Origin of the sequence: Mycobacterium gordonae, assembly GCF_002101675.1 — a bacterium.
Lineage (GTDB): Bacteria > Actinomycetota > Actinomycetes > Mycobacteriales > Mycobacteriaceae > Mycobacterium > Mycobacterium gordonae.
In genome coordinates this window covers 36,361-60,624 of the sequence record NZ_LQOY01000207.1, presented here as the reverse complement: position 1 = coordinate 60,624, position 24,264 = coordinate 36,361, and the positions used below count along the sequence as shown (strand labels likewise).

Genomic DNA, 24,264 nt, shown 5'->3' with positions numbered 1-24,264 from the left:
CGTCAGACGCCGAACCACTGCTCGAAGACACGGGCGATCTCGATGTAGAGCGGAATGCCGATGGTGACGTTGTAGGAGAACGTCAGGGCCAGGGACGCGGCCAACGGCAGCGTCGGACTGGCCTCGGGAATGGCCAGCCGCTGCACCGCCGGAACGGCGATATACGACGCGGCGCCGCACAGCACGGCGAACAGCACGTACGTGCCCGGCTTGAAGTCGGTGCCGGTCAGGGCGGCGTAGCTGCAGGCGACCGCAATCCCGATGGTGGCAAAGAGATTGGGCGCCAGCAGGCCGAAGAAAATGAAGCCCATCCCGGCCGATCGCAAATCTTTGAGCTTGCGCGACGCGGTCATGCCCATCTCCAGCAGGAACAGGCACAGCACGCCCTGGAACGCCAGGACGAAGAACCGGTCGTCGTCGGCCACCACCTTCTGCCCCTGCATCCCACTGATCAGGCCGATCACGATGCCGCCGATCAGCAGCACCAGCCCGGGGTTGAGGAACACTTCCTGAAACAGCTCACGCGAGAAGATCGGCATCCGCTTGCCCCGCGGCGGGCGTGGAAGCTGGTCGGGCTCCCAGTCCGGATGGTCCAGCTTCTCCATCGACAGTTCCCGCTCCAGGTCGATCGCGGCCTGGGCTTCGTCATCGAGGCTCTGGCCCGGCGCCGGTTTGGCCGGCGTGCCCGGACCAATCCCGGCCCGGACGGGCGGGGTATAGCCGGCTTCGTCGGGCATGTAGCCCGCCGCGTCCATCCCGCGGTGCCGCAACCGGGCCACCAGGTACAGGGCGACCAGGCAGCCCGGAATCTCCATGACCGCCAGCATCACCGGCATGTAGGCGTTGAACGCGATGTTCACGGCGGTCAGGACCGCCACGCAGGTGGCGAAGGTCCCCGCCGAATCCGACCCGTAATAGCCGGCCACCGTCGCTTTATCGACCGCGCGCATGGTGCTCAGCCGGCTGAGCAGCAGGTAGGCCAGGCCCCCGATCAGAAAATTCAGCACGAAGCCGAGCACCATGAAGCCCGCGATCACGCCGATGCTCGAGGCGTTGACCTTGGCGAGTTCCTCGCCGCCGTGCCAGCCGATGGCCAGCAACAGATACATGGTCAGGCCTTGATAGATCACATAGGGAAACTCGAACCGCACCTTGAGAATCGGAATCAGGAAGCCGAAGTAGAAGAACAGCAGCAAAGGCTTGAACAGGTTGTGGGTGAAGTTGTCCCAGAACTCGTGCAGCATTGAGCACCTCTCGAGCGTCCTGCGGCGATTCGAAGGAAGTACTGACCGTCGTGGCGGCCACGAACAGTCCAGATAACGCTGCGAACTTAGCTTGGGCCGTCGCCCGGCCGCCACTCAGAATGCGCGTCTAACAGCCGTTTTTGGTGCCGTTTTCGTGCTGTTGCGGTCGCCGAAACACCGACGTAACGAGTGCAGAGCACAAGTGCGCTGGCTGCGGCGTTTCGGCGCCTGTCTGTGTGGATTAGGTGCGAATTTCCTGTTAATTTGCTGGGAGATTTCGTGTCGCGTCAGCGAACAGACGACAGGCGCGATGACTTGACGTCGATGTCGCGCTTGCGGTGCGTGACCGAGAGCCAGGCGGCCGGTGAGTAGTGGGTGGTGGTCTCTTCGAACCCGTCGACGGTGCACACGGTCAGCACCCCGGTCTCCTGGTTCAACGTCAAGTTCTCGACGTCGCCTTTGATCTCTTCACCGTCGGTCATCCGGATGACGAACATTGGGACGGTCCTCCCCTGTGGTGGCGGCCGCGGCGGGGGTGAATTCCGCCGCGGTTTCCTTGGGGGATGGTAGGAGCGCGCGGGGTTGCCGACTCGTCGCGGTGGCCGACGGTGGGTAAACGGTGGGGAAACGTTTGGTGTGCGCAAGCATTGGGGCCCCACCGCCCGCCCCGCGTTTCAGGGCCCCTGCCAGCACCAACGGGGGTAGGTCCGGAAGCCGGCCGCCGGCGGTGGATATGCGGCTGCTGTTAATTCGGTGTGAGACCTGGACGACCCTCGAAACGAAAAGAGGGCGGGGGTAGCGCGCGCGGTAGTAGGTTAGGCTACATTTACTTTCGTGACAGACACCGGCGTGCAGACGAGTTCTGTCAGCTCGGCGTCGTTGCGCCTACCTCTGCCCGCCGACCTCGAGCCCGCCGATCTTGCGGCCGAATTGGCCGCGGTGCTGATCGAGCCGGTCGGCGAGGAGTACCTGCTGTATGAGCGCGACGGGCAGTGGGTGCTGGCCGCCGGCGTGCAGGCGATGGTGGAGCTGGACAGCGACGAACTGCGGGTCATCCGCGACGGTGTGATCCGCCGGCAACAATGGTCGGGTCGCCCGGGTGCCGTTCTCGGGGAAGCGGTCGACCGGCTGCTGCTGGAGACCGACGAGGCGTTCGGTTGGGTGGCTTTCGAATTCGGCGTCTACCGCTACGGTTTGCAGACGCGGCTGGCGCCACACACGCCACTGGCGCGGGTGTTCTGGCCGCGGCTGCGCATCGCGATCACCCGCGATGACGTTCGGTTGTTCGGGGGCGGACCTCGCGAAAGCGAGGTCGTGGAGCGGTTGCTCAGCGGTGGGGTGCGCGACCTGCGGCGCGCCCGCGCGGTCGATCTGTTCGACGATCCGTCCGGCTATCGCAACCGGGTGGCGGTAGCCGTCAGCGAAATCGCCGCGGGCAGTTATCACAAGGTGATCCTGTCCCGCTGTCTGGAAGTGCCGTTCGCCCTTGACTTTCCGGCGACATACCGGCTGGGTCGGCGCCATAACACGCCGGTACGGTCATTCTTGTTGCGGCTCGGCGGTATTCGTGCGCTGGGTTACAGCCCGGAACTCGTCACCTCGGTGCGGGCCGACGGCCTGGTGATCACCGAGCCGCTGGCTGGCACCCGCGCGCTGGGACGCGGGCCGGTGCCCGACAAGCGGGCTCGCGACGACCTGCAGTCGGACTCCAAAGAGATTGTCGAACATGCCATCTCGGTCCGCACTTCGCTGCAGGAGGTGACCGAGATCTCGGCGCCCGGAACGGCTGCCGTGATCGATTTCATGGCGGTGCGCGAGCGGGGGAGCGTGCAGCACCTCGGCTCCACGATCACCGGGCGGCTGGACCCGTCGAGCGACCGGATGGACGCGCTGGAGACGCTCTTCCCGGCCGTGACCGCCTCGGGAATCCCCAAAGCGGACGGCGTCGAGGCCATCCTGCGTCTCGACGAAAGTCCACGCGGCTTGTATTCCGGTGCGGTAGTGACATTTTCGGCCGACGGCGCGCTCGATGCCGCACTGGCCCTGCGGGCGGCCTACGAACAAGACGGACGTACCTGGCTGCGGGCAGGCGCGGGAATCATCGAAGCGTCGAATCCCGAACGGGAATTCGAGGAGACCTGCGAGAAACTGTCGACGCTGGCGCCGTACCTGGTGGAAACCCAACTCTGAAGCGTCGATAATCCCATTCCGGGCGGCTGGGTGTGACGTCCGCCACGGAAAAGGTGCCCGACTTCTTTCGTTCGGGACTTTAGGCACTCCCGGTGGGACTTTCGGCTCTATCTGATGCGGCCGTCGGCCAGCGAAGCTTCACTTTGCGGCATTCGATGTCGCGAAATGGACAGAAAGGGTCGCTACCGCGTGAACGCACTCAAGGCGAGGTCGGTGCGGCGCTTCCCTGATGTCGACGTGCTGTCGGCGGGTCCGGTAACGGTCGCCCAGGCGGAGCACGTGGCGCAAGCGGTCGGTGAGGTGCTGGCCTCTCATGAGATCACCGGGGGCGCTCGGGTACGCCTCAAAACCGGAACTTGTGGCCGGGGTCCGATGGTCATGCAGGTGAACCTGTCAGTCGGCGAGCTGCCGGCGCGGGTGGCCGCCGTCACCGCCGGTATCGACGATGTGTCGCCTGCGCTGGACAGACTTGACCGCCACATCGCCCGGATGCTTGCGCCGTGGCGCCCTCGCCCCTGGCCGGACCCGACGCGCCGGATACTGACGGTGGATTGCGACGCGGTCGTCGTGCGCCGTAAATCCGTTGTGTTGCAACGCACCACGCCGCTGCAAGCGGTGGCGGTGATGGACGGCATGGACTACGACGCGCATCTGTTCACCGATGCGGAGACCGGCGAGGACGCACTGGTGTACCGGGCCGGTCCGTCCGGTTTGCGCCTGGCCCGGCAGCGGCACGTGTTTCCGCCCGGATGGGCCTGGTCGCCGGCGATGCCCGGACCCCAGGTACCGCTCATCGTGAACTCTCGCGCCACACCGACTCTCGACGAATCCGACGCAGTACGCCGTGCCTGTGAACACAGCCTGCGACTGCTGTTCTACACCGACCGGGAAACCGGCCGCGGTCAATTGTTGTATCCCCGCCATGACGGCAACCTCGGCCTGTTGGTGCCGACCAAGTAACCCTGGAGATGCTTGTGCCCAAGGAAATGACGAATCTGCAACTGTTGCAAGAACTCGAGCCCGTCGCCGAGCGCCTGCTCAACCGGCACCTGTCGATGTTCAAGGAATGGCATCCGCACGACTACATTCCCTGGTCGGACGGCAAGAACTACTACGCCCTCGACGGTCAGGACTGGGAGCCGGGGCAGAGTCAACTCTCCGATGTGGCCCAGGTGGCGATGGTGCAGAACCTGCTGACCGAGGACAACCTGCCGTCCTACCACCGCGAGATCTCCATGAACTTCAGCCTCGACGGTGCCTGGGGACAGTGGGTGAACCGCTGGACGGCCGAGGAGAATCGGCACAGTGTGGCGCTGCGCGACTACCTGGTGGTGACCCGCGCCGTCGACCCGGTCGAGTTGGAGAAGCTGCGGATGGAGCAGATCACCCGCGGCTTCAGCCCGGGCCAGAACCAGCAGGGCAACATGTTCGCGGAAAGCCTGTTCGACTCGGTGATGTACGTGTCGTTCCAGGAACTGGCTACCCGCGTCTCGCACCGCAACACCGGCAAGGCCTGTGACGACAACATCGCCAACCAGCTGCTCGCGCGGGTGTCAGCCGACGAGAACCTGCACATGATCTTCTACCGCGATGTCAGCGAAGCCGGCCTCGACATCGCACCGAATCAAGCGATGAAGTCCGTCCACCGGATCTTGCGCAACTTCAAGATGCCGGGATATACGGTGCCCGAATTCCGGCGCAAGGCCGTGGTAATCGCCGTCGGCGGCGTCTACGACCCGCGCATCCATCTCGAGGAGGTGGTGATGCCGGTGCTGAAGAAGTGGCGGATCTTCGAACGCGAGGAGTTCACCGGCGAGGCGGCGCGGATGCGTGACGATCTCGCGGTGTTGATCAAAGAACTCGAGCAAGCCTCGGAGAAGTTCGAGGAATCCAAGCAGCGATACCTCGAGCGAGAGGCGCGCAAGGCCGAGCGGATCACCGCCGCCCGGGTGCTGAAAACTCAAGGCACGCTGACCCTCAGCGGGCACTGACGTCGGGTTCCGCCGCACGCTCGAGGTACTCCGAGAGCAGGCGGCTGACCAGGGTCTCGATGTTCGACTCGATCGACGACGCGAGGGTGGCGGTGACGGTTGCCACCGCCTGCGTGCGGAACCGCACCAGCATGGTGATCAGTTCGGCCACCTCCGCGTCCGCCGGTAGCGCCTCGCCGGGCTTGATCCGGGTAGCGACGTGTTCGAAGCCGGCCCGGACCAGCAGGTCGCTGATCTCGTCGACCTTGGGCAGGATCTGCTCGTGCAGGTCGATGAGCTTGCCGATGCTCACCCCGTAACCGCGGATCTCGTTGAACGCCTCGATGAGTTTGGGGCGGGTGACGGTGGCCTGCTCACCCTCGACGCGGATCACATGCAGCGCCACCAGCCGGTCGAAAGCCGTTGCGTCGTCCACGAGTTGGCGAGCTTGCGGCAGCGGCATGGTCTGCGGCTTCTCGGTGGCCCAGGTGCCCACGATCGCGGTCTCGAGACCCAGGACGTCGCCGAGGTTCTTGCCCTCCTCCCACGCCCTGAGCATCTCCCGAACGTGGGCGATGTTGTAGCCGCGGTCGAGCATCGAGGTGATCAGGCGCAGCCGGGTGAGGTGGGTATCGTTGAACAGCGCGATCCGGCCGACCCGCAGCGGCGGCGGCAGCAGCCCGCGGTCGCGGTAGACCCTGATGTTTCGCGTGGTGGTGCCGGCCAGCCGGGCCAACTCCTCGATCCGGTACTCGCCGGACGTCCCGGCGTCGGCCGGGTGGCGCACCGCGGCGTCGAAAAGTTGTGTGACAGCGGTTTCGATGAAATCGCGTGACTGTCGCCGCACCCGTTGCGGTGCACGGCGCACGTTGTACAGCACGCTGGCGATCGTGCCGGGCTGGGGCCTGGGGGATGTCATGCGCCGACGGGGCGGGTGACCGCGTCGTAGTGTCGATATCGGAAATCGCCCATCTGGCGAAGATACTGGGTCGCCGTTCCGGGGTACATCGACCCGTTGTACCCGTCCTTGGTGAGATACCAACTGCGGCAGCCGGACATCCAGGTCGTCTTGGTCAGACGGCGCTGGATGTGCTGGTTGTGCCGACGCTGGACGTCTTCGCGCACGTCGAGGTAGCGCAGGTCGTTGTCCAGGATGGTGGTGATGCCGCGCACCGCGTAGTCGAGCTGACCTTCGATATAGACCAGCAGGGAGTTGTGGCCGGGGCCCGAGTTAGGCCCGGTCATGAAGAACAGGTTCGGGTATCCGTGCGCGTTGATGCTCTTGTAAGCCTGTGCGCCGCCGGCCCATTCGTCGCTGAGTGATCGCCCGCCGAGTCCGGTGACCTCGAACGGCGGCCCGGTGAGGTGGACGTCGTAACCCGTGGCGAAGACGATGCAGTCCAGATGGTGTTCGATGCCGTCGCTGGTACGAATCCCGACGGGGCTCAGCGTGGCGATCGGCCAGTCGATCAGCTTGCAGTTGTCGCGCTGCAGCGCGGGGTAGTAGTCGCTGGAAATCAGCATGCGCTTGCACCCTGGCGCGAAGTCGGGTGTCAGCTGACGGCGCAACCACGGGTCTTTGACCTGTGCCCTGATATGGGCCTGGCCCAGGCGGGCCACCAGGGAGGTGAGCGGGGTGTTCCACACCATCGCCGTCGCGGTGGCTTCATGGCCCCAGAACAGCAGCTGCCGGGCAAGTTCCTGGGTGGCCGGCACTTTCGCGAACAACGCCTGCACCGCCGGCGGCGTGGCGACATCCAACCGCGGTAACACCCAGCCGGGCGTGCGCTGAAAGACTTTGACGAAGCCGGCCTGTTTCACCAGTTCGGGGACGATCTGAATTGCGCTGGCGCCGGTGCCAATGACGGCAACCCGCTTGCCGGTGAAGTCGTAATCGGAGTCCCACCGGGCGCTGTGGATCTTGTGGCCCTGGTAGGTGTCCAGACCGCGGATGTCCGGGAAGCCGGCGTCCGACAGCGGGCCGGAGGCCAGCACCACGGTGCGGGCCCGGAAACGTTTGCGGTTCTTGGTTGTTGCGGTCCACACGCCGGCGTTCTCGTCGAACGTCAGGCCCGTCACCTCGTGGCCGAACCGGATATGGCGGCGGATGCCGAACCTGTTCGCCATCTCCTCGATGTGTTGGTAGATCTCGGGGGCGGGGGAGTAGGTTCGCGACCACTTGGGGTTCTTGACGAACGAGTACGAGTACAGCAGCGACGGGACGTCACAGCTGGCACCCGGGTAGCGGGTATCCCGCCAGGTCCCGCCCACCCGGTCGGAACGCTCAAGGATGACAACGTCTTCTGGTCTGTTCAGGCCCGCCTCGGCCAGCCGGATCGCCGCGCCCAGTCCCGTGAAGCCCGCGCCGACCACAAGCGTGGAGTGGATGGCCGACATGGTCAGGCCGCCGGCTTGTGGGTGAGTTCCCGCGACCAGCTAGGCATCGACCTCAGCAGCGGCTTGGGATAGTAGTCCGACAGCCACACCATGGAATTGGCCAGCAGCTGGTAGGGATGCCGCGGGTTCACCACCCATGAGGCATGCCGCTTGAGCAGCTTGTAGGTAGGCACTCGGCGGGTGCGCTCGCCGCGTTCGCCGAGTTGCTTGAAACGGTTGACCGCGTTGAACAACCGCTCCGGTTCCATGCCCATGCCCGCCATCTCGTTGCGGACCCGGCTGAGCAGAGGTACGTACATGACCATTCCGATGATCAGACCCGGTGAGGCGAAGCGCCCGAGGAGTTCAATGGCCAGCCGTCGGGCGGTGGCATGACCGATCATCTCAAGCACCTCGAAATCGACTGCGATATGCCGTGATTCGTCGTTGTTGATCTTCTCGAACACCTGATGGCAGACCGGGTCCTCCACCGAGTCGAGGAGGAACTTCAGCAGCGCCCCGTCCAGTGCGACCTCCAGCATCGGGATCACAGTGCCCAGCACCGACAGCGGCATGTCGTCGGCGAAGGTGTCCAGCCACTCGATGGCCAACCGGATGTTGACGTTCGGCTCCGGGACCTCGCCGTCTTCGAGCATGCCCCAGCGCTTCATCAACGCCAGTTCGGCATTGGCATGGCGTTGTTCTTCGGCATGGAAGTACCGGTAGATCTCGGCGATGGTCGGGGTGGGAGCCTTCTTGGCCAGCGCCGCAAAACCGCGGGCGCCGATGTTCTCGATCCAGCACAGGTCGGCCATGAACGCCTTGAGTTTGGGCCGGAACTCGGGCCGGATGGTCTCGGCCCCCGGTGCCTCCCAATCGATGTCCGCGAGCGCCCACTGACGATCCTTGATCTTGGCGAGCATGGCTTCCATTTCGATGGCCACAACGTCTCCCTTTCAGATGGACGGGTGTTCAGTGCCTTGTGCGCGATACCATGCCGATCGCGCGCGTATATGCGCCCGGTGCAAGCCGTTTGACATTCCAGCCGATCTTGGCCTCCAGCTGCGGCATACAGTACAAGTCACCACGATCGTTGGCGTCCAAGCACATTCGCGCCACCTTCGCCGCGGAGAACCCGGTCCAGCGCATCAGTTTGGTGGCCAGCTGGCTGGACTCCTCGCTGATCCGTCCGGCCTGCAGGCCCGATTCGACGATGTTGGTCTTGACAAACGTCGGGCACAACACGGTGACTTTGATTCCGGTGCCGGACAATTCGGCCGCCAGCGTCTCGGACAGCGATAACACCCCGGCCTTGCTGACGTTGTAGGCGGCCATTCCGGGCGCTGCCCCGAATGCTGCCGCCGAGGCGACGTTGATGATTCCTTTCGGCGAGCCGGACGGCCCGGACTCCCGCAGGATGGGTGTGAAGACATGACAGCCGTGGATCGGTCCCCACAGGTTCACTCCGAGTGTCCGCACCCACTCATCGAGCGGGACATCGCCGATTGGCTCGCCACCGGTGCCGACGCCGGCGTTGTTGATCACCAGCGTCGGCGGCACACCGAACCACTCCTGGGCCTGGTCGGCCAAGGCGTGCACGTCGTCGACCTGCGAGACGTCGCAGCGAACCGCGACCGCCCCGCAGCCCCGCTCCTGTATCGCATCGGCCGTGCGCTGAGCGGCCACCTCGTCGATGTCGCTGCAGACCACTTTGCCGCCCCGGCGAGCGAGTTCGATAGCGAATGCCGCACCGATTCCGCTACCGGCACCGGTGACCACCGCCAGGGCCCCGTGACTCGGGGTCTGTCGGCCCAGCAGCCTGTCCAATGGTCCCAACATCAAATAGCCCCTGTCGCAGTGATGTTCACGGAAAGTGATGCAGTGCCGCCGGCGAGAGGCCGCGCGAGGTGCTCCGGCGGTATCGGCGCAGTGATCGGTCGCACCATCACAGTGCTCACCGCGATCGCAGTGCGGGACCTCAATGACCCGTGTGCGGGACCGGGGTCGGTCATGCGACTGAGTCAATCGCAAATGGTGACATTCGTCAATGGCAAGGTCCCTTTTCGGGTCCAGCGTGAGACATGGAAGCTGAAACGGCGCGGTGTCGGGGGTGCCCTGCAACCCAAGAGTCTCCCAAGATGTTTGGGGCGCGCTTCTGTCCTGCGAGCCACATGACACGTGGGGTGAACGGGTGGTCGATTACGGGAAGGGCAACGTCGCGACGAACATCTGGGACGGCCCCAACCCGCCGGCCAGAGAACCCAACCAAGGGTTCGTTCGTCCGCCTCCGCTGCCGCCGGGATTGTGCTGGCCCACCGGCTCATTCATCCCCGTGCCGAGCCCTCGCCCGTAGTAAACGGACCGGGGTGTCATGTCGTTCTTCTGGCACGGCTTCGAGCGGGTCTCCGGGATGTCGCGGGCCTGCGGCCAGGCGGCACGGCCGGGTCCGGTAGTCCCGGGCCGGTCACATCCGCCGCGCTATCAAGCGGCACGGGTCCCAGGGCGATTTCGCCACTCCGACACCCCATGGCCGGCCGGGAACTACGACCGCAGAAGTCAGTGGTGACTCGCCCACCGTTTTTCGATATGCGCCACGAAACGAAGCTCCACTACGAACCACAGTGCTCCGGCAAGCGTGGCGAGAGCGGAGATGACGACGGTAGTCACAACCCAGTCGTGATGCCCATAGGCTGCCAGGGCCACGGTACAAATGAGCCCGGCGACTGCTACGGCCCATAGAATCAACCCGGGCCACATTAAATTGTCTTTCAGCGTTAGACCCGCACGCGGTTGTGTTGTCCGATACCGGTCTGACGGGTCTCGATGCGTGTCTCCCATCATTACCTCAATCCGCGGTCGTCGCCAGATAATCCTGATTTTACTTCAGTGGGGGAATGCGAGCGAGACGCAATTTCCCCGGTGGGTGGTCTCGCCTGCTCAGATCGAGCTGACTTGGTCGCGGACAAAGACCGGCCAGATGATTGCGCCGATGGTGGTCACAAGCCACACCACCATCGTGGCGGCGACCCAGGATTCCGCACCACGCAGATCCAGGCCACCGGTGAACATCGCGGCCAGCCACATAGCGATCACGGTCAACGCCAAGCCGCTGCCTCCAAGCACCAGCGACGCATATCTTTCCGGCAGCTTCAGGATCCACACCGACAGCGTCGCCTGTCCCACGGAAAACAGAGCTACCGCGAGAATGAACGCACCCGCCGACAATGAGGCCCCCGGAACCACCCCTACGGCGAGTAACAGCCCGATCGCCCACGCCGTCATCAATACCAAATCGCGCAACAATCCTTGCCTCATTGATTAAGTCTATGCCCCTAATGAGGCCTGGCCTATAGTCCGAGAAACGATTCTCCTCGAGCCGAAATCGTTGCCGAACGTGACAATAATCAGCTGACTGCTCGCGCCTTGTGTGACTGACACACGCGAACCTGTGACAACCGCACCCGATTGCTCACTGCGCGCTTGCGGCGGCCTGCCTGACGCCTTGGCGCCAGGGCGGCAGCGGACGCGCGCGCACCAACGTCGGCCACCAGAACCACGGCCCGAGGATGCGCAGAACGCACGGTACGACGAAGGAACGCACGATCAGCGTGTCGAGCAGCAGGCCGATACACACCGTCGAACCCACCTGGCCGATCGTCCGCAGATCGCTGGTGAGCATCGCCAGCATGGTGAAGGCGAACACCAGGCCCGCGGACGTGACCACACCACCGGTGCTTCCCAGCGCCCGGATCAGCCCGGTGTTCAGCCCGGCGTGGATCTCCTCTCTGACCCGCGCAATCAACAGCAGGTTGTAGTCCGATCCCACCGCCACCAGAATGATGAACGTCAGCGGCAACACCAGCCAGTGCAGATGCAGGCCGATCAGATGCTGCCAGACGAGCACCGACAGCCCGAAGGCCCCGGCATAGGAGAACGCAACGGTGCCGGGAATCACCAAGGCGGCCACCAGACTTCGGGTGATGAACATCATGATCAGGAAGATCAGGACGAAGGCCGCGATCGCGGCGATCAGCAGGTCGGATGCGGCGTAGGACTTGATGTCCTTATCGTTGGATCCCGAACCGCCGATATACACCCGGGCGCCGGCCAGCGAAGTCTCCTTCAAAGCCGTGGTGATCGCGGTCGGGAAGGCTTCGACATGTTCGACGCCTTCGGGACCCATCGCGTTGCCCTCGTGGGTGACGATGAACCGGGCCGCCTTGCCGTCCGGCGACATCATCAGCGTCATACCGGTTTTGACGTCTTCGTTGTCGAATCCCTCTCGGGGGATGTAGAAGAAGTCGTCGCTGCGCGACCGGTCGAAGTCCAGCCCCACGTTGATCAGGTCGTCGAAGGTCTGGTTGGTCTGGGTCGACTGTAGATCGGCAGATCCGTAGGAGCTCACCAGCAGTGCCCGCAGCGCGGCGGTGTCGTCTCGCATGATCTTCATCTCGGTGATCATCTGCGGCAGCAGTTTGTCGATGACCTCCAGCGACGTCACGGCGTTCTTGATGTCTTCGGCCATCTTGTCGATTCCGTCGAGCGCGTCGAAAATCGACCGGAACGCCCAGCACGCCGGGATGTCGAAACAGTGCCTCTCCCAATAGAAATAGCTCCGGATCGGCCGGAAGAAGTCGTCGAGGTTGGAGATTTTCTCGTTGATCTCGTTGGTGACCCGCTGCATGTCCTGCATGGTGAGCACCGTCTGATGCATCTCGTCGGCCATCTTCTGGAACAAGGCGATCAACTGATCAAGCACTTCGACGGTGTGTGCCTGGATCTGCGCCTGCTCGTCGGTGTTGGCGTTCTGCTGCTCGTTGAACGGCAGTTGCTGGCCGCTGCCACTGCCTTGCGTGGTGAACAGGTATGGCACAGAGGCGTGTTCGAGTGGACGCCCCATCGGCCGGGTGATGCTCTGCACCATCGCGACACCGGGAAGCCGGATCAGCGCCTTGGCCACCCGGTCCAACGAGATGAAGTCGGCCGAGTTGCGCATGTCATGGTCGCTCTCCACCATCAGCATCTCGGAGAACAGCTTGCTCTTGGAGAAGTGGCGGTCCGCGGCGGCGAAGCCCTGATTGGCCGCGGCATCGGGCGGCTGATATTGGCGGTCGTCGTAGTTGACCCGGTAGGTCGGGACGAAGATCGCCCCGATCATGACGACTGCCGAACTGGCCGCGAGGATGGGCACCGGCCACCGCACCACGCTCGCGCCGATCCGGCGGTACAGCCGCGCCTTGACCGCGCGGCGCGGATCGAAGAGCCCGAACAGGCTGCCCACCGTCAACAGGGCCGGCCCGAGCGTCAGCGCTGCCGCGATGGTCAACAGCATGCCGATGGCAACGGCCGGGCCCATCGTGTGGAAGTAGTTGAGGCGCGCGAAACTCAGGCAGTAACCGGCGCCCGCGATCGTCAGGCCCGAGCCCACGATGATCGGTGTCACCCCTTTGTAGGCGGTGTAGAACGCCTCTTCCCGGCTCTCGCCGGCCTGGCGAGCCTCGTGGTAGCGGCCCATCAGGAAGATGCCGTAATCCGTTCCCGCGCCCAGGGTCAGCGAGACCACCATGTTGACGGCGAACGACGAGAGTTCGATGTAGCCGAAATGACCCAGCGTCGCGACAACCCCTTTGGCTACCAGCATTTCGATGAGCACACCGGCCAGCGGGACCAGCAGGGTGCTGACCGAGCGGTAGACCAGCAGCAGCATCACGATGATCAGGATGATCGTGACGATGGTGATGTTGTTCAGGCTCGAATTGGCGATGGCCACGGTGTCGGAGGCCAGCGGAGCGGCGCCGCTGACGTAAACCTTGAGCCCGGGCGGCGGGGTGTCCTTGGCCACGATGTCCCGCACCGCCGCCACGGACTGATTGGCTTGCATCTGGCCGATGTCGCCGGCCAGTCGCAGCAGCACGTAGGTGGCCTTGCCATCGACACTTTGCGCCCCGGCCGAGGTGATCGGCTTGCCCCACAGGTCCATCACGTACTGCACGTGCCGGGAGTCCTGCTTGAGCCGGCGCATCAAATCGTCGTAGTAGCGGTGGTCCTGATCGCCCAGCGGGCGGTCGGGTGCCTCGAACACCACCATGGTCAGGCTGGTGGAGGTGGACTCGCGGAATTTCTCGCCGATGTGCAGCATCGCCCGTTGCGACGGCGCGTAGTGCGGGACCATCGGCCCGGCGAGCTCTTCGGCGACCCGTTCCACCTGAGGGACGAAGGTGTTGGTGGTGACGGCGACGAGCGCCCAGAAGACGATGATCGGTATGGCGAGCAGCCGGACGGTTTTCGCGACGAACGGGCGCCCGGCCCGGTGCGCGCTCATGCGGACTTCACCCGGCAGGTGACGTCGGCATCCTGATGAGTGTCTGAATGTTCGTCTCGCACAACACCGTTGACCAATATTCGGCAGCTGATCTGGCCGCCGTGCACCTGCGCGGAGATGCTGCCGGACACCACGGTGAGGGTGGTGGTCTCGGTGTGGGACCAGGGCAGGGTCGTCAGGTCCACCTTGTGGGGACGGCCGTCGACATCGACGTAGGTAAGCATGCCCCCTTGTCCGACCGAGCCGGACAGCTCGTAGGTGAGCTGTTTGAGCGTGGACTGTTCGGGGGCCTGGGGACCGTTGACGGTGATGACCGGCGGGGGTGCGGACATCTGGTGGACCTTCCACATGGACAGCGCACCCACGCCTAGCGCGATGACGGCAACCAACGGCATCCACCCGCGCTGCAGGGCGGTCCGGCCCGCCGAACGCGGCCCCATCAGCCCGACACCGCCGTCCGCAGGCGTCTTTTCAGTCGGTTACTGCTGAGCATGCGCAGGGCGAGATTGGTGGAGGTCAGCATCGGGATCAGTCCTAGAAATGTCCGCTCGGAAGGCCGCGCTCCGTGCAGGTGTTCCAGGCTGCCGAACACATAAAAGCATCCGAGCATGAAGATCATGCCCGGGATGGCCAGTGCCATCGGCGAACTGCGGTCGGCGACGATCTGCCTCGCGTACGTCACCTCCTCAGCCGACATGGGTTCGCCCTTACGCAGTTTGCGCAGGACCACCTTCGAGCTCCCCGGCTCTTCGCTCAGCGGAGTCGACTGCCGGTTGCTCAGCCGTCTGACATACAGCGACGCGACGGTGGCCAGCACCAGTATGAGCGCGAGGGAAAGCACTGTGAGATAGCCGAATAGACCGGAAATCACGTCTTGATCCCTTCCCCCTCCGCGGTGAACTTAGAGAACACTACCGTCTGCTATTGGCAATTGCTAGAAGCTACCTCAATCGCCCGCCTCACTCAAAAGCGGGGCGGGTCGGAGGCTTCGAGGAGCTAGGACGGCGCGAGTCGGGCGACGATGGCCTTCTTGTCGATCTTGCCGATCGCGGTGGTGGGCAGTGCCGAGAACGCGACAAGTTGGTCAAGGCGAGCGTGGCTGGCCAAACCGCGCTGGTCCAGGTAGCCGTTGAGCTCTGCGAGGGTCGCGGGTTTTCCACTGAAAACAACTGCGGCGCAGAGTCGTTCGCCGAGTTGAGGATCGGGCAGTGGCACCGCGGCCACCGACCAGACAGCCGGGTGGGTCAGCAACTGCTCCTCGATGTCCTGCGCGCCGATGGTTTCGCCGCATCGGCAGATGACGTCTTTGATCCGGCCGGTGACCACCAGGTAGCCGTCCTCGCGCAGGCGCACCAGATCCCCGCTGCGATAGAAACCCTGTGGGTCGAAGGCGCGCGCGTTGTCGCGTTCGGCGCGAAAGTAGCCGTTGATGGTGTAAGGCCCGCGCACCAGAAGTTCACCCTCGCCGCCCGGACCCACCGGCACTCCGTCGGCGTCGACGACACGCACGTCGTCGGCGGGGCTCAGTGGCCGGCCCTGAGTCTGTTCGAGTATCTCCGGCGGGTCGTCCAGCCGGGTGAAGTTCAGCAATCCTTCGGCCATGCCGAACACCTGCTGCAGTCCCGGGCACAGCGCCTCGCGCACCTGGCGGGCATCCTCGGGCTCCAGCTTCGATCCGCCAACTTGCAGCAGCCGCAACGATTCCGGTGTGACCGGCTCCCAGTCGCAGGCTTGTGCCCACAACTTGGCCAGGGCCGGGACCAGGGCGGTGACGGTGACCCCGTGCCGCTCGATCGTGGCGAAAGCCGCCTCCGGGCTCGGGTCGTCCCCGAAAACCACCGTCGCTCCGACTGTCATCGCGCCGAGGACTCCCGGGCACGCCAGCGGGAAGTTGTGCGCCGCCGGCAACGCGGCCAGGTAGGTGTCGGCGCTTGTCATTTGGCACAGCCGCGCGCTGGCGGTGGCGTTGTAGACGTAGTCGTCGTGGGTGCGGGGAATCAGCTTCGGCAGTCCGGTGGTGCCACCGGACACCAGCATCAGCGCCGGGGCGGCGGTGTCGATCACCGGTTCGGTGTTAAGGGTCCGGCCGGCGAGGGTGGACCACGGCAGGAAGGGGCCGGGATCGCCGTCGACGACGATGTGGCGCAGTCGCGGATGCGCCGCGGCCAGTTGCTCGGCCATCGGCCGGTAGTCGAACCCCCCGACGGTGTCGGCGATCACCGCGCCGACCGCATCGCTGATCTGCGCGAAATGAGTGAGTTCGGCCAACCGGTGGCCCGGCAGGCACATCACCGGAATGGCGCCGGCGCGCAGCAGCCCGAACAGCGCGACGGCGAACCGGCACGAGTTGGGTAACTGCAACAGGACGCGCTCGCCCGGGCAGATGGGCAGTGCGGCGAACCCGGCGGCCGCCTCGTCCGCGAGTGCGTCCAGTTCGGCGTAGGTATGGCTGGCGGCGGCATCGATGACCGCCAGGCGAGCGGACCACCGGCGCGCGGCATTTCGCAGCACAGCGCCCAGGGGCCGACCGGACCAGTAACCGGCCGCTCGGTAGTCCGCCGCCCGGTCCGGGGGAAATGCTACGAAACCGTCCAGGGGCGCCGGGCCGGACAGTCGGGCTTTTGACGAGCCAGAGGTGGAAGGCACTCGACAGCTCCCTCGGGGCGGGGGTGTATGCCCCACGAATATAGGGTAGCGTACAAAAAGTTAGGACAGCCTGAGCTAAGCCGGGAGGTGGGGTCGTGGGCGGCGCATCAATCGCCGGCGCACTGGCAAACGGGGGATGCCGCCACCGTGCCGCAGATTCTCGCCGGGTGCACAGTCGGGTATGCGATGGCTGAAACCTTCGCGATTGTCGGGGCCGGTGCCAAGGCCGTCGCAGTGGCCGCCAAGGCGGCGGTGTTGCGGGAGATGGGCGTGCAGACCGCCGACATCGTCGCCATCGAACGGTCGGGTGTCGCGGCCAACTGGATCGCCGGCGGGGGATGGACGGACGGTCGCCAGCGCCTGGGCACCAGTCCCGAAAAAGACGTCGGGTTCCCCTACCGCTCGTCATTGGTGCCGGGGCGCGACGCCGAGGTCGACGAACGGATGATGCGCTGGAGTTGGCAGTCGTATCTGGTCGCGATCGATCAGTTCGTCGGTTGGGTGGACCGCGGCAGGCCCGCTCCCACACACGACACCTGGGCGCGGTATCTGCGCTGGGTCGCCGAGATGGTGGATCTGAAAGTTGTGCGCGGTGAATTGATTCAGATGTCAGTGCAGGGGCAGCAGTGGAAGCTGCGCACGCGGGAAGCGGCACTGTCAGCGGACGCGGTGATGATCACCGGTCCCGGCCAGCCGCAAAGGTCGATGCTCTCCGGTGACCCGCGGATGCTGTCCATCGCCCAGTTCTGGGAGCGCACGTCGTCTCACGACCGGATCGTCGCCGAGAATGTAGCCGTCATCGGGGGCGGCGAGACGGCCGCGTCGATGCTCAATGAGCTTTTCCACCATCGCGTTTCGACGATTACGGCAATCTCACCGCAGGCCACGCTGTTCACTCGGGGCGAAGGATTCTTCGAGAATTCGCTGTTCTCCGACCCCACCCAGTGGCGCACGTTGACGCTGTCCGAACGCCGTGACTGCATTGCCCGCACCGACCGGGGGGTGTTCTCCGCGCGGGTGCAGGAACTGTTGCTCGCCGACGAGCGGATCAGGCATCTGCGCGGCCGGGTCGCGAACGTCATCGACCGCCATGAGCGCATCTGGATCACGCTGCAGACCGACCATTGCGGTGAACTGCAAGAAACCGTGCATGATTTCGACCTCGTCATCGACGGCTCCGGTGCCGACGCGCTCTGGTTCCTGCCGCTGCTGAGCCAGGATGCGGTGGACTTGCTGGAACTGGAGTTGGGTGGACCGCTGACCTGCGAGCGGATCGAGGAGTCCATCGGTCCCGACCTCGCCGTCGCCGGAGTCACCCCGAGACTGGTGCTGCCCAACCTGTCCGGACTCAACGAGGGGCCGGGCTTTCCCAACCTGAGCTGCCTGGGGTTGCTGTCCGATCGTGTGCTCGGCGCGGGTGTCGCGGTGGCCGACTCGCCGATCGGAAGAAGCGGTGCATACCAACCCGTTTGACGACGTTGCCCGGCTGTTCTCGGTAGTGGTCAACGACGAGGGCCAGCACAGCCTGTGGCCGGTCGCCGTCGAGGTGCCCGCGGGCTGGCGGAAGATCTGGGGTGAGGCGACCCGCGCGGAGTGCCTTGACTATGTAGAGCGCGCGTGGACCGACATGCGGCCGGCAAGTCTGCGCGAGCCGATCGGCTAAGCGTCCAGCTTGGCCAGCACTTCCGCGATCGACGCCCCGCCCAGCAGGTCGGCCACCTCCAGGTCGTGATTCAGCTCGATCTTGACCCGACGCCGAAACTCCAACGCCTGCAACGAGTCCAGTCCGATGGCCACCATCGGGACACCGGTGTCGATCATGTCGGCGCTGTCGGCCCCGATGGCTTGGGCCAGCAGGCTCACCAGGCGCTGGGAGAGTCCCGAAGTGACCTCGGTCGGCGGGGCGAGTGTTTGGACCGGGCGCGGTGCGGCCGAGCTCAGCTGTGACAGCAGCGAATCGCGACCGCAGGCCTCCAGCACCGACCGCGCGCGGTCCACGTCGAACGCGGCCACGATCGCGTTGCCGCGCAGCCCCGTCACGTCGACTCCCAGCGCGTCGGACGGACGCATCGGGACCACCCCGAGGCCGCCCAGCATCGCCGATCCCGACTCGCCGAGATGGACCCCCCAGTGACCCCATTGCACGGAAACGCAGTCCAGGCCTTCGGATCTGAGCCGATGCGCCATTGCGTCGAGCATGCGGTTGCCGGCGGCGTACAGAGCCAGGCCGCGCCCGCCCACCGATGCCGAGATGGAAGAGCACAGCACCACCTGAGGGTCTTCGCCGCGGGGGAAGGCGGCCAGGACCCGCGCGATGCCGGCCACCTTGGCCGCCAAGGCTCGGTCGACCGCCGCGGCGGTGATGTCTTGCAGTTCGATGCCCGAATACTCCACCGCCGCATGGATGATCAGGTCTGCGGCCGAGGCCCCGGCGGCCAGCCTGGAAACCGCTGCGGCATCGGTGAGATCACACGCCTCGACGCGGATCGTGGCCGCGGTGACCGAACGAATGCTCTGCAGTCGCGCGGCCACGGCGGGTGTCGCGCCCGACCGGTTCACCAGCGTGATCTCGCGAGCGCCGCGGCGGGCGAAGTGCTCACAGAATTCGAGTCCGAGCTTGCCCGTGCCCCCGACGATCAGGACATGGTCGGCTCGGCTTCGGGGGCCGCTCATGGGTGCGTCGTCGACGACTCGTTTGGCATACAGCGCGCCGTCGCGCAACGCGAGTTCGGATTCCTGTGCTGTGTGGAGCGCGGCGATGATTGCGGCCGCCGCGCCGGCACGCGACGCGCCCGGCAGGTCGAGGTGGCGGAATCTGGTCCCCGGGTAACTCGCACCCACGCAACGGAACCCGGCGGCGGCACCCGCGTGGGCCAGATCGGGCGGCGGATCGTCGGTGACCACGGCCTCGCCGCCAACCGTCACCAGCCAGTAATCGGTGACGCCGGTCACCACTCCCGGCCACCACCCGCGCTCGGCGAAGAACGTCGCCACGCTGTCCACCGATCCGCACGCGTCCCGGCGCGGGGCCTGCGGCAGCAGGATGACACAGGTACCGAGATCACCTGGTGTGGTCCGGAATTCGTCGGCGCCAAGCACCCGGGCGGTGGCGCCGACGTCGCCGGCCGCGACGGCCAGTGCCGCGGCGAGCTCGGCGGCGTCGCCGGTGTGATCGATGATGCCGATGCGCCGCGGCGCTACCAGCGAGCGGCGTGCCAACCGCACCCATTTCTCGGTGAGCAGCCTCGGCGCCGCCGCGGCGCGGTCAGTCTCCGGTTCGGCGGCAACATGTTCGACGGTGGGGGTGGTGCGTGCTGCCGGGGAGTGGCCCTGTTCGTAGGGCATCCAAAGGGCGATCTCGTTCATCGCGGTGTTGGGGAAATCGGGCAACGGCAACACCGGAGGGCCCTGCGTTTCGGTGGCCAGGCAGTCCCACGGGTAGTTCAGGTCGTGCAGCGCCGACCGCATCACGTTGACCGTGAGGTCGGTCAGTTCGATGTCGGTGCGGGTCGAGGTGCCGACAACCATGCCGACGCGTTCGGAATCAACGGCTGCGAGGTTTTCCTGGATCGCCAGCTGCAGAGTCGGATGCTCGGCCAGTTCGATGTAGGTGTCGATGTCGAACTGCTGCGCGGCGGCGATCGCCTTGTCGAAGCGCACGGTGTTGCGCAGATTCCAGAACCAGTACTGGTCGGCCGGCTCGGTGAGGGGACCGCCGAGAGTGGCCCCGAGGCAGGCGATCTCGCTCTCCAGAAACTCCAGGCTGGACAGCTCGCGTCGGGTGCCGGCGCGCAGCTCGTCTCCCAGACCGTTGATCGCCCCGGTGTGCGCGGGATAACGAACCCGGATCGTGCGGGCGAAGATGTCACGTTCGCCGCAGGTGTCCACGACGGCCTGCACGGCGCTCCGGTCACCCGAGATTCCATGCATGTGAGGTGAATTGACCACCGAGAGCTCCGCCCAGCCAGAGCAGCGGGCCAGCAGGTCCTCGCAGGTCTCGCGGTCGGCGGCCAGAACGGCCATCGCGTAGTCACCGGCGGAGAACCCGTCGGCGGCACGAGCCCGCAACAGGATCACCCGGACGGCGTCGGCGAGGGTGATCCGGCCCGACACGTATGCGGCGGCGACTTCACCCTGGCTGTGGCCGATGGTGACGGTGGGCGTGACGCCGAACGAACGCCACATCGCGGCCAGGCCGGCCATCTGGGTGAACAGGGCGGGCTGGACGGTGCCGGCATCTTCCAGGGCCGGAAAGTCCTCATCCAGAAGGTAATCGAGCGGGGACTGCCCACTGTGGTCGGCGAACGCCTGAGCGCAACGCTCGACCTCGGCGCGGAACGCCGGAACGGATTCGTAGCACCGCCTGGCCATCCCGGGCCGCTGACTGCCCTGGCCCGGAAAGACATACGCATATCTACGGGCCGTCGCGGCCGTGTCGGTGCGGGTCACCAAGCGGTGCCCGCTGCCGTCGACCACCGACTGCAGGGCCGCGGTCAACTCCTGGCGGTCACGCACCATCGCCAGGGCGCGGTGTTTGCGAGCGACTCGCGTGCGGAACAGCATGCCGGCGATGAGCTGGGGGGTCGCCTCGGGGTGGTCGCTCAGGTAGGTGAGCAGGGCGGCGGCCTCGACCGGGATCAGTTCGGGGGTGTCCGACGAAAGCAGCACCGGGATCGCGCCATTCGGGAGCCGGTAACTGCTCACTGGTCAGCCTCCGCGGGCATCGCCACGATCGCGTGGGCGTTGGCGCCGCCGGCGCCGAACGAGGACACGGCACCGTACCGGACACCATCTGTCGGCTTCCACGCGGTCAGCTTCGTGGCCAGTCGGATACCGGTGAGGTCCCAGTCCAGTTTCTTGGTGGGGTTGTCCGCGAACAGGGTCGGCGGGATTTGGCCGTGCGCTCCGGCGAGCAGGACTTTGATCAGTCCGAGGATCCCGGCTGCCGCCTGCGCATGCCCGGCGTTGGACTTGATCGAGCCCAGCAGCGCCTCGGATCCCGCCGCGCCGTAGGTCTGGACGAGTGCCAGCAGTTCCACCGGGTCACCGGCCAGCGTCGCGGTGCCGTGTCCTTCGATCATGCCCACCGCCGCCGGATCGATGCCGGCGGCATCCAAGGTCTTGCGCACCACCTGTTCTTGGGCGTGCACCCGCGGAACCAGGATCGGCTTGCCCTTGCCGTTGTGGTTGGTGCGCGCGGCCAGGATCCGGCCGTAGATCCGGTGGCCGAGTTGACGTGCGCGCGATTCCCGTTCCAGCAGCAGCATTCCCGCGCCTTCGCCCCACACAGTGCCGGTGGCGTCCTCGGAATAGGCCCGGCAGTGTCCGTCCTCGGACAGCGCGTGCAGCTTGGCGAACTCGAAAAAGGCGGCCGGCGAACCCAATACGCACACCGCGCCGGCCAGCGCCCATTCGCACTCGTCGGTGGCGATCGCGTTGACGGCCAGTTGCAGGGCCGTTAGCGAAGATCCGCAGGCGGAGTCGACGCACATCGACGGACCGGTCAGGCCGAGGCCGTGCGATATGCGTCCGGCTCCACCGAGCTGGCCCATGCCCACGGCCCGATGCCCGCTGTATTCGTCGGCGACGGCGGTGCGGGTGCCGTACTCGGTCATCGACATGCCGACGTAGCACCCGCCGAAGTCGCCCTCGACCGAGGCGGGATTGACGCCGGCGTTCTCCAGCGCCCGCCATGCAACCCGCATCGCGACCCGCTGCTGAGGGTGCATCACCAGCGCCTCGCGATGCGTGATGCCGAAAAACGGTGGATCGAATTTAGCTGCGCCGGAGAGGAATCCGCCGGAGTCGGGGACCCGCCCCCAGCCCTCGGCGCCGGACACCGACAGCAGGTCGTCGATGGGCCAGCCGCGGTCGCGCGGAAAGGGGGACAGCAGCTCCCGCTGGTCGCACAGCGCCTGCCACAGGGCGGCGGGGGTGTCGATGCCGCCGGGCGTCTCGACGGCGAGCCCGGCAACGACGACCGGATCGGTCACTGCGTGCGCACCCGTGCCGCGGACTCGGCCAGCAGTTCGGCGACGGCCTCGACGTGCTCGTTGACGAAGAAGTGCCCGCCGTCGAACATCGTGACTTCGGCACTGCCGGTGTGCTTTCCCCATCCGTAGAGGTCACCCAGGGTGACGATCGGGTCCTGGTCACCTCCGAGCGCGTGGATGGGGGCGGAGATCTTGACGTCGCCGGCGCAGGAATACGCGTCGCAGGCCCGGTAGTCGGCCTTGATGACGGGAAGCGCCAGCCGCATCAGGTCCCGGTTGCCGGACACGGCGGAGTTGGTGCCCTCCAGCGCCGTCAGGTGGTGCAGGATCGACTCGTCGTCGGTGGGGTGCGGTGGCTTGGTGACGGCGTTGCCCGGTGCGACCGCCGCGGACACGTTGAGCTCGCGCACGTCGACCCCGCTGGATTCGGCGATTCGCACGAACTCGAACGCCACCCAACCGCCCATGCTGTGACCGAACGCGACCACGGGACCGGCCGACCGGTGTTCCGAGGCCGCGAATTCCTCAAAGGCGCCCGCGGCGATCTCGGGAAGCGAGGTCAGAGGCGGTTCGGCGGCTCGGTCCTGACGCCCGGGGTATTGGAACACCAGGACGCGGAAATGCTTGCTCAGCACCTTGGAGAACGAGCGGTAGGCCGAGGCGCCGGCGCCGGCGTGCGGGAAGACCAGCAGCGTCGGGCTCTCGGGTGAATCGGGCTGGTGGAACTGCCTGATCCAGCCCAGTGTGCGCGGCATGCGGCCCTGCCTCTCCTCTACCGGCGCCTGCCCAGGTCGGCCGTGAAGCCATCAAGTAAGCGAAGGCTAACATAAGCTTCCTGGCGAGGGCTCGGTCAGGTATCGGCTGTGACCTCCCAGTTCGGTCCCTTCGCAGGGACGCGCTCAGAGCGAGTCCCGGGTTCTGATGATCAGAGCCGCCCGCTTGTGGGGCAGGTCGATGTCCGCGACGTGGCGGAAGCCCGCGAGCGTGGCCACCCGGATCAGGCGCACGTTGCTGGCGTCAGGTTCGCCGATCACCCGAGTGGCCAGCGGATCGGCATCCAACTGCCAGGCCGAGACCACGCGCAACAGATCGGCGCCCAGCCTGCGTCCGCGGCAGTCGGTGGGACCCAGCAACAAGTGGACGCCGGCATCGTGCTCGCGGGCGTCGTAGTACTGAGCGAGCGGGTCAAGGTCGGCTCGGTAAAGCTCCCAGTAGCTCATCGGGACGCCGTTCAGCTCACCCACATACGGGGTCGAGTGGCTGCTGAGTTGCTGTTCGCGCAGGTAAGCGGCGATCTGTTCGCGTGGCCAGGCCTTGTTCCAGTACCGAGCCACTTCGGGGTCGTTCATCCAGGAGTGCAGCACATCGAGGTCGCCGTCCGGGTCCAGCAAACGTAGCGTGAAGGTGCCCGGGAGCCCGTCGCGCTCCGGTGTGGCGCACCGGCGCAGCAGGTCAGGTGGGTCGACGCTAGTCGCTTCCGTCACGGATGCCCTCCTGCACGAATTCAGCGCCACATTCGCAGG

Annotated in this window: 22 protein-coding genes; 5 read left to right on the top strand and 17 right to left on the bottom strand. The window is 65.9% G+C overall.

Going from position 1 to position 24,264, the window contains the following annotated elements:
- Positions 1-2: 2 nt before the first annotated feature.
- Positions 3-1,244, bottom strand: a complete 1,242-nt coding sequence (locus AWC08_RS26140) for a sodium-dependent bicarbonate transport family permease (RefSeq protein ID WP_065132630.1) — start codon at positions 1,242-1,244, stop codon at positions 3-5.
- Between the two features lie 287 nt (positions 1,245-1,531).
- Positions 1,532-1,741, bottom strand: a complete 210-nt coding sequence (locus AWC08_RS26135) for a hypothetical protein (protein ID WP_069432837.1) — start codon at positions 1,739-1,741, stop codon at positions 1,532-1,534.
- 337 nt (positions 1,742-2,078) lie between these two features.
- Between AWC08_RS26135 and AWC08_RS26130 the strand changes: the two genes are divergently transcribed.
- The 3 genes from AWC08_RS26130 (at position 2,079) to AWC08_RS26120 (ending at position 5,425) form a co-directional block, all read left to right on the top strand.
- Positions 2,079-3,434 carry a salicylate synthase gene (locus tag AWC08_RS26130; protein ID WP_069432836.1) on the top strand — a complete coding sequence of 452 codons (1,356 nt, stop codon included), beginning with the start codon at positions 2,079-2,081 and terminating at the stop codon, positions 3,432-3,434.
- A gap of 189 nt (positions 3,435-3,623) precedes the next feature.
- A complete protein-coding gene (locus AWC08_RS26125; RefSeq protein ID WP_272868264.1) occupies positions 3,624-4,394 on the top strand; it encodes a sigma 54 modulation/S30EA ribosomal C-terminal domain-containing protein in 771 nt (256 codons plus the stop codon).
- A gap of 8 nt (positions 4,395-4,402) precedes the next feature.
- Entirely contained in the window at positions 4,403-5,425 is a 1,023-nt protein-coding gene (locus AWC08_RS26120) for an acyl-ACP desaturase (protein WP_263861365.1), read from the top strand.
- On the opposite strand, the gene AWC08_RS26115 is transcribed toward AWC08_RS26120, so the two are convergent.
- The 11 genes from AWC08_RS26115 to AWC08_RS26070 all read right to left on the bottom strand — a co-directional run bounded on the left by AWC08_RS26115 (position 5,412) and on the right by AWC08_RS26070 (position 16,748).
- Positions 5,412-6,323 (bottom strand): MerR family transcriptional regulator, encoded by a 912-nt coding sequence (locus AWC08_RS26115; protein WP_065132173.1) that lies wholly within the window; start codon positions 6,321-6,323, stop codon positions 5,412-5,414. The two genes, AWC08_RS26120 and AWC08_RS26115, sit on opposite strands and share 14 nt — an antisense overlap.
- The gene (locus tag AWC08_RS26110) at positions 6,320-7,801 is read right to left on the bottom strand and encodes a flavin-containing monooxygenase (RefSeq protein ID WP_142283820.1); all 1,482 of its coding nucleotides are present in this window, start codon (positions 7,799-7,801) and stop codon (positions 6,320-6,322) included. Before AWC08_RS26110 ends, AWC08_RS26115 begins: the two co-directional genes overlap by 4 nt.
- 2 nt (positions 7,802-7,803) lie before the next feature.
- Positions 7,804-8,724 carry a reductase gene (locus AWC08_RS26105; protein ID WP_069432835.1) on the bottom strand — a complete coding sequence of 307 codons (921 nt, stop codon included), beginning with the start codon at positions 8,722-8,724 and terminating at the stop codon, positions 7,804-7,806.
- Between the two features lie 28 nt (positions 8,725-8,752).
- Positions 8,753-9,619: an SDR family NAD(P)-dependent oxidoreductase gene (locus AWC08_RS26100; RefSeq protein WP_069432834.1), complete on the bottom strand. Its 867-nt coding sequence runs from the start codon at positions 9,617-9,619 to the stop codon at positions 8,753-8,755.
- A gap of 360 nt (positions 9,620-9,979) precedes the next feature.
- A complete protein-coding gene (locus AWC08_RS37680) occupies positions 9,980-10,153 on the bottom strand; it encodes a hypothetical protein (RefSeq protein ID WP_197521977.1) in 174 nt (57 codons plus the stop codon).
- 183 nt (positions 10,154-10,336) lie between these two features.
- On the bottom strand, positions 10,337-10,618 hold the full coding sequence (gene usfY / locus AWC08_RS39225) for a protein UsfY (RefSeq protein ID WP_265783814.1): 282 nt from the start codon (positions 10,616-10,618) through the stop codon (positions 10,337-10,339).
- A gap of 99 nt (positions 10,619-10,717) precedes the next feature.
- Complete coding sequence (locus tag AWC08_RS26090) at positions 10,718-11,095, bottom strand: hypothetical protein (RefSeq protein ID WP_065132177.1); 378 nt, start codon at positions 11,093-11,095, stop codon at positions 10,718-10,720.
- Between the two features lie 154 nt (positions 11,096-11,249).
- Positions 11,250-14,102, bottom strand: coding sequence for an MMPL/RND family transporter (locus tag AWC08_RS26085; RefSeq protein ID WP_069432833.1), 2,853 nt, complete (start codon positions 14,100-14,102; stop codon positions 11,250-11,252).
- Entirely contained in the window at positions 14,099-14,542 is a 444-nt protein-coding gene (locus AWC08_RS26080; RefSeq protein WP_069432832.1) for an MmpS family transport accessory protein, read from the bottom strand. Before AWC08_RS26080 ends, AWC08_RS26085 begins: the two co-directional genes overlap by 4 nt.
- A complete protein-coding gene (locus AWC08_RS26075) occupies positions 14,542-14,973 on the bottom strand; it encodes a hypothetical protein (protein WP_069432831.1) in 432 nt (143 codons plus the stop codon). Before AWC08_RS26075 ends, AWC08_RS26080 begins: the two co-directional genes overlap by 1 nt.
- A 125-nt stretch (positions 14,974-15,098) precedes the next feature.
- A complete protein-coding gene (locus tag AWC08_RS26070) occupies positions 15,099-16,748 on the bottom strand; it encodes a (2,3-dihydroxybenzoyl)adenylate synthase (protein ID WP_069432830.1) in 1,650 nt (549 codons plus the stop codon).
- Between the two features lie 186 nt (positions 16,749-16,934).
- Between AWC08_RS26070 and mbtG the strand changes: the two genes are divergently transcribed.
- A complete protein-coding gene (gene mbtG / locus AWC08_RS26065; RefSeq protein WP_065132185.1) occupies positions 16,935-18,221 on the top strand; it encodes an NADPH-dependent L-lysine N(6)-monooxygenase MbtG in 1,287 nt (428 codons plus the stop codon).
- Positions 18,202-18,411 (top strand): MbtH family protein, encoded by a 210-nt coding sequence (locus AWC08_RS26060; protein WP_065132180.1) that lies wholly within the window; start codon positions 18,202-18,204, stop codon positions 18,409-18,411. Before mbtG ends, AWC08_RS26060 begins: the two co-directional genes overlap by 20 nt.
- Here the strand turns inward: AWC08_RS26060 and nbtC are convergent.
- From nbtC to AWC08_RS26040, 4 genes are all read right to left on the bottom strand, one after another.
- On the bottom strand, positions 18,408-21,452 hold the full coding sequence (gene nbtC / locus AWC08_RS26055; protein WP_156803049.1) for a nocobactin polyketide synthase NbtC: 3,045 nt from the start codon (positions 21,450-21,452) through the stop codon (positions 18,408-18,410). The genes AWC08_RS26060 and nbtC overlap by 4 nt on opposite strands.
- Complete coding sequence (locus AWC08_RS26050) at positions 21,449-22,741, bottom strand: beta-ketoacyl [acyl carrier protein] synthase domain-containing protein (RefSeq protein WP_069432829.1); 1,293 nt, start codon at positions 22,739-22,741, stop codon at positions 21,449-21,451. Before AWC08_RS26050 ends, nbtC begins: the two co-directional genes overlap by 4 nt.
- Positions 22,738-23,496, bottom strand: a complete 759-nt coding sequence (locus tag AWC08_RS26045; protein WP_065132306.1) for a thioesterase II family protein — start codon at positions 23,494-23,496, stop codon at positions 22,738-22,740. The genes AWC08_RS26050 and AWC08_RS26045 overlap by 4 nt, the downstream gene beginning before the upstream one ends.
- A 144-nt stretch (positions 23,497-23,640) precedes the next feature.
- Positions 23,641-24,225, bottom strand: coding sequence for a GNAT family N-acetyltransferase (locus AWC08_RS26040; RefSeq protein WP_069432828.1), 585 nt, complete (start codon positions 24,223-24,225; stop codon positions 23,641-23,643).
- Positions 24,226-24,264 lie beyond the last annotated feature (39 nt).

Excerpts from the sequence above, each read along its gene's own strand:
- AWC08_RS26140 (WP_065132630.1), bottom strand. The coding sequence starts at position 1,244 with ATGCTGCACGAGTTCTGGGACAACTTCACCCACAACCTGTTCAAGCCT.
- AWC08_RS26110 (WP_142283820.1), bottom strand. The coding sequence starts at position 7,801 with ATGTCGGCCATCCACTCCACGCTTGTGGTCGGCGCGGGCTTCACGGGA.
- AWC08_RS26080 (WP_069432832.1), bottom strand. The coding sequence starts at position 14,542 with ATGGGGCCGCGTTCGGCGGGCCGGACCGCCCTGCAGCGCGGGTGGATG.
- AWC08_RS26090 (WP_065132177.1), bottom strand. The coding sequence starts at position 11,095 with ATGAGGCAAGGATTGTTGCGCGATTTGGTATTGATGACGGCGTGGGCG.
- AWC08_RS26135 (WP_069432837.1), bottom strand. The coding sequence starts at position 1,741 with ATGTTCGTCATCCGGATGACCGACGGTGAAGAGATCAAAGGCGACGTC.
- AWC08_RS26085 (WP_069432833.1), bottom strand. The coding sequence starts at position 14,102 with ATGAGCGCGCACCGGGCCGGGCGCCCGTTCGTCGCGAAAACCGTCCGG.
- AWC08_RS26100 (WP_069432834.1), bottom strand. The coding sequence starts at position 9,619 with ATGTTGGGACCATTGGACAGGCTGCTGGGCCGACAGACCCCGAGTCAC.
- usfY (WP_265783814.1), bottom strand. The coding sequence starts at position 10,618 with ATGGGAGACACGCATCGAGACCCGTCAGACCGGTATCGGACAACACAA.
- mbtG (WP_065132185.1), top strand. The coding sequence starts at position 16,935 with ATGGCTGAAACCTTCGCGATTGTCGGGGCCGGTGCCAAGGCCGTCGCA.
- AWC08_RS26115 (WP_065132173.1), bottom strand. The coding sequence starts at position 6,323 with ATGACATCCCCCAGGCCCCAGCCCGGCACGATCGCCAGCGTGCTGTAC.
- AWC08_RS37680 (WP_197521977.1), bottom strand. The coding sequence starts at position 10,153 with ATGACACCCCGGTCCGTTTACTACGGGCGAGGGCTCGGCACGGGGATG.
- AWC08_RS26045 (WP_065132306.1), bottom strand. The coding sequence starts at position 23,496 with ATGCCGCGCACACTGGGCTGGATCAGGCAGTTCCACCAGCCCGATTCA.
- AWC08_RS26120 (WP_263861365.1), top strand. The coding sequence starts at position 4,403 with ATGCTTGTGCCCAAGGAAATGACGAATCTGCAACTGTTGCAAGAACTC.